2 protein-coding genes and 1 pseudogene are annotated in these 3,621 nt (G+C 71.5%); 1 reads left to right on the top strand and 2 read right to left on the bottom strand.

The window, feature by feature from the left end:
• Nucleotides 1-259: 259 nt before the first annotated feature.
• A complete protein-coding gene (locus ACWEKM_RS46115; RefSeq protein ID WP_451627298.1) occupies nucleotides 260-2,647 on the top strand; it encodes an ATP-binding cassette domain-containing protein in 2,388 nt (795 codons plus the stop codon).
• Nucleotides 2,648-2,830: 183 nt separating this feature from the next.
• On the opposite strand, the gene ACWEKM_RS46110 is transcribed toward ACWEKM_RS46115, so the two are convergent.
• The gene (locus ACWEKM_RS46110; RefSeq protein ID WP_451627297.1) at nucleotides 2,831-3,478 is read right to left on the bottom strand and encodes a LysE family translocator; all 648 of its coding nucleotides are present in this window, start codon (nucleotides 3,476-3,478) and stop codon (nucleotides 2,831-2,833) included.
• 51 nt (nucleotides 3,479-3,529) lie between these two features.
• Nucleotides 3,530-3,621 (bottom strand): annotated as a pseudogene (locus ACWEKM_RS46105) (serine protease); the annotation flags it as partial.

Below are 3,621 nucleotides of genomic sequence, written 5' to 3'. Positions count from 1 at the left end.
GCGGCCAGGCGGCCAGGCGGCCAGGCGGCCAGGCGGCCAGGCGGCCAGGCCCCGGGCCCGCGGCGCCCCGGTGCCGGTCCCCGCTCCGCCGAGGTCGGCCCTGGTTCGGCCGCGCGCACCCGCACACCGCGTCCCGCGGCCCCGGCCGACCCCCCGATCAGCCGCCGGTCACCGGTGGACCGTTGCCCCGCCCACCCCGACCATGCCGACGCCGACCGCGAAAGCGGACCGGCCAACCCAGCTGACACAGGGAGAGACGATGAGCAAGGCCCCGAGGACGGACACGCAGGCGCCCGAGTCGCACGCCGCCGACAGCCACGATCTGATCCGCGTGCACGGCGCGCGTGAGAACAACCTCAAGGACGTCAGCGTCGAGATCCCCAAGCGCCGGCTGACGGTGTTCACCGGGGTGTCCGGCTCGGGCAAGAGCTCACTGGTGTTCGCCACGATCGCCGCGGAGTCGCAGCGGCTGATCAACGAGACCTACAGCGCCTTCGTACAGGGCTTCATGCCCACCCTCGCCCGCCCCGAGGTCGACGTGCTCGACGGGCTGACCACCGCGATCATCGTCGACCAGCAGCGCATGGGAGCCGACCCGCGCTCCACGGTCGGCACCGCCACCGACGCCAACGCGATGCTGCGCATCCTCTTCAGCCGCCTCGGCGAACCGCACATCGGACCGCCCGGCGCATACGCCTTCAATGTGCCCTCGGTACAGGCGAGCGGTGCGATCACCGTCGAGCGCGGCGCCAAGAGGACGGAGAAGGCGACCTTCAGCCGTACCGGCGGCATGTGCCCGCGCTGCGAGGGCCGGGGCCGGGTCTCCGACATCGACCTGACCCAGCTCTACGACGACGGCAAGTCGCTCAACGAGGGCGCGCTGACGATCCCCGGCTACAGCATGGACGGCTGGTACGGCCGCATCTTCACCGGCTGCGGCTTCTTCGACCCGGACAAGCCGATCCGCAAGTACACCAAGAGAGAGCTGAACGACCTCCTCCACAAGGAGCCGACCAAGATCAAGGTCGATGGCATCAATCTGACGTACGAGGGGTTGATCCCGCGGATCCAGAAGTCGATGCTGTCGAAGGACATCGACGCGTTGCAGCCGCACATCCGGGCCTTCGTGGAACGGGTGGTGACCTTCGCCATCTGCCCCGAGTGCGACGGCACCCGGCTGAGCGAGGGCGCCCGCTCCTCGAAGATCGAGGGGATCAGCATCGCCGACGCCTGCGCGATGGAGATCCGCGATCTCGCCGGGTGGGTCCGCGGCCTCGACGAGCCGTCGGTGGCCCCGCTGCTGGCCAAGCTCCAGCACACGCTGGACTCGTTCGTGGAGATCGGCCTCGGCTACCTCGCGCTGGACCGGCCGTCGGGCACGCTGTCCGGCGGCGAGGCGCAGCGCGTGAAGATGATCCGCCACCTCGGCTCCGCGCTCACCGACGTCACCTACGTCTTCGACGAGCCCACCGCGGGCCTGCACCCGCACGACGTCCAGCGGATGAACGAGCTGCTGCTGCGGCTGCGTGACAAGGGCAACACCGTGCTCGTCGTGGAGCACAAGCCGGAGCTGATCGCCATCGCCGACCATGTCGTGGACCTGGGTCCGGGCGCCGGCACGGGGGGCGGCACGGTCTGCTTCGAGGGCACCGTCGAGCGGCTGCGGGCCTCCGACACCGTCACCGGCCGCCACCTCGACGACCGTTCGGCGCTGAAGGGGACGGTGCGCAAACCCACCGGCGCGCTCAAGATCCGCGGCGCGTCGCTGAACAACCTGACCGGTGTCGACGTGGACCTTCCGCTCGGTGTGCTCACCGTCGTCACCGGCGTCGCCGGGTCCGGCAAGAGTTCGCTGGTGCACGGTTCGATCCCGGCCGACGAGGGGGTGGTCTCGGTCGACCAGAGCCCGATCCGCGGGTCGCGGCGGAGCAACCCGGCGACGTACACCGGACTGCTCGAACCGATCCGCAAGGCGTTCGCGAAGGCCAACGGCGTCAAGCCCGCGCTGTTCAGCGCCAATTCCGAGGGCGCCTGCCCCGTCTGCAACGGCGCCGGGGTCATCTTCACCGACCTGGCGATGATGGCCGGTGTCTCCTCGCCCTGTGAGGACTGCGAGGGCAAGCGGTTCCAGCCGTCGGTCCTGGAGTACTTGTTCGGTGGCCGTGACATCAGCGAGGTCCTCGCGATGCCGGTGTCCGAGGCCGAGGAGTTCTTCGGCGCGGGCGAGGCACGGACCCCGGCCGCGCACCGGATCCTCACCCGGCTCAGCGATGTCGGGCTCGGCTACCTCACGCTCGGCCAGCCGCTCACCACGCTCTCCGGCGGCGAGCGGCAGCGCCTCAAGCTGGCCACGCACATGGCGGAGAAGGGCGGCGTCTACGTCCTCGACGAGCCGACCGCCGGCCTGCACCTCGCCGACGTCGAGCAGTTGCTCGGTCTGCTCGACCGGCTCGTGGACTCCGGCAAGTCGATGATCGTCGTCGAGCACCATCAGGCGGTCATGGCGCACGCCGACTGGATCATCGACCTGGGCCCCGGCGCCGGCCACGACGGCGGCCGGATCGTTTTCGAGGGCACGCCCGCCGACCTCGTCGCCGCCCGTTCCACCCTCACCGGCGAGCACCTCGCGGCGTACGTCGGCGGCTGACACCGGCCCTACGCGGACACCGTGGGGACGAGTCCGACCGGCCGCGCCGACTCGTATCGGCCGCGCCGACTCGTACCGCGTGGCCCCCGCCGGGGCGCCGACGGCTGAGGGCGCCCGGCTGACGGTGCTTCACCTGCCGAAGGGACCTCGGGATGTGCGGACCCACCGCGAGTGGCCCGCGCCTCAGTCCGCGCGGCCCGTCACCGCCACCGTCACACCCAGGCCGATCATGGTGAACCCGCCCGCGCCCCCGATCAGCGACAGCCGTCGGTCCGAGCTTGTGAACCACGCTCGGGCCGCCGACGCGGTCAGGCCCCACAGGGTGTCCGTGACCAGGCCGATGCCGATCGGGACCAGGCCGAGCAGCAGCATCTGCAACGGGACGTGCCCCGCCGAGTGCTCCACGAACTGCGGCAGGACGGCGGCGAAGAACACGACGCCCTTCGGGTTGGTGACGCCGACCAGGGCGCCGTCCAGCACGGTCCGCAGATCGCCGCGCGCCGGGGCCACGGGCGTCGCCCGGATCGCCGACGCCGTCAACTCGCCCCGGTGCCGGAGGGCATGGACGCCGAGGTGGACCAGATAGGCGGCGCCCGCCAGCTTCACCGCCAGGTACAGGGCGGCCGACCGCTCCACCAGCGAGCCGACGCCGACCGCCACGGCCACCACGAGCAGATACGAGCCGAAGACGTTGCCGATCGCGGTCGCCACGGCGGTGCGCCGGCCGTGCGCGAGGGCCCGGCCGATCACGAACAGCACGCTCGGGCCCGGGATGACGATGACCAGCAGCGACATGGCCGCGAAGGCGAGGAGACGTTCCGTGGACACCATGGCCGGGGCTCCGCTCCGTTCCGTCCGGGGCCGCCCATTCAAACAGGAAGCCGCCGCTCTCCGAGGTGGTGCCCCAGCCGAGGACGCGGGCCGTGGTACCGGTGGCGTACACATCCGTCTGGGCGGAGGAGACGTACGACGCC

This window comes from Streptomyces sp. NPDC004752 (assembly GCF_053601275.1).
Note: the sequence above shows the minus strand (reverse complement) of the source record. Positions and strands in the feature narration are given on the sequence as shown.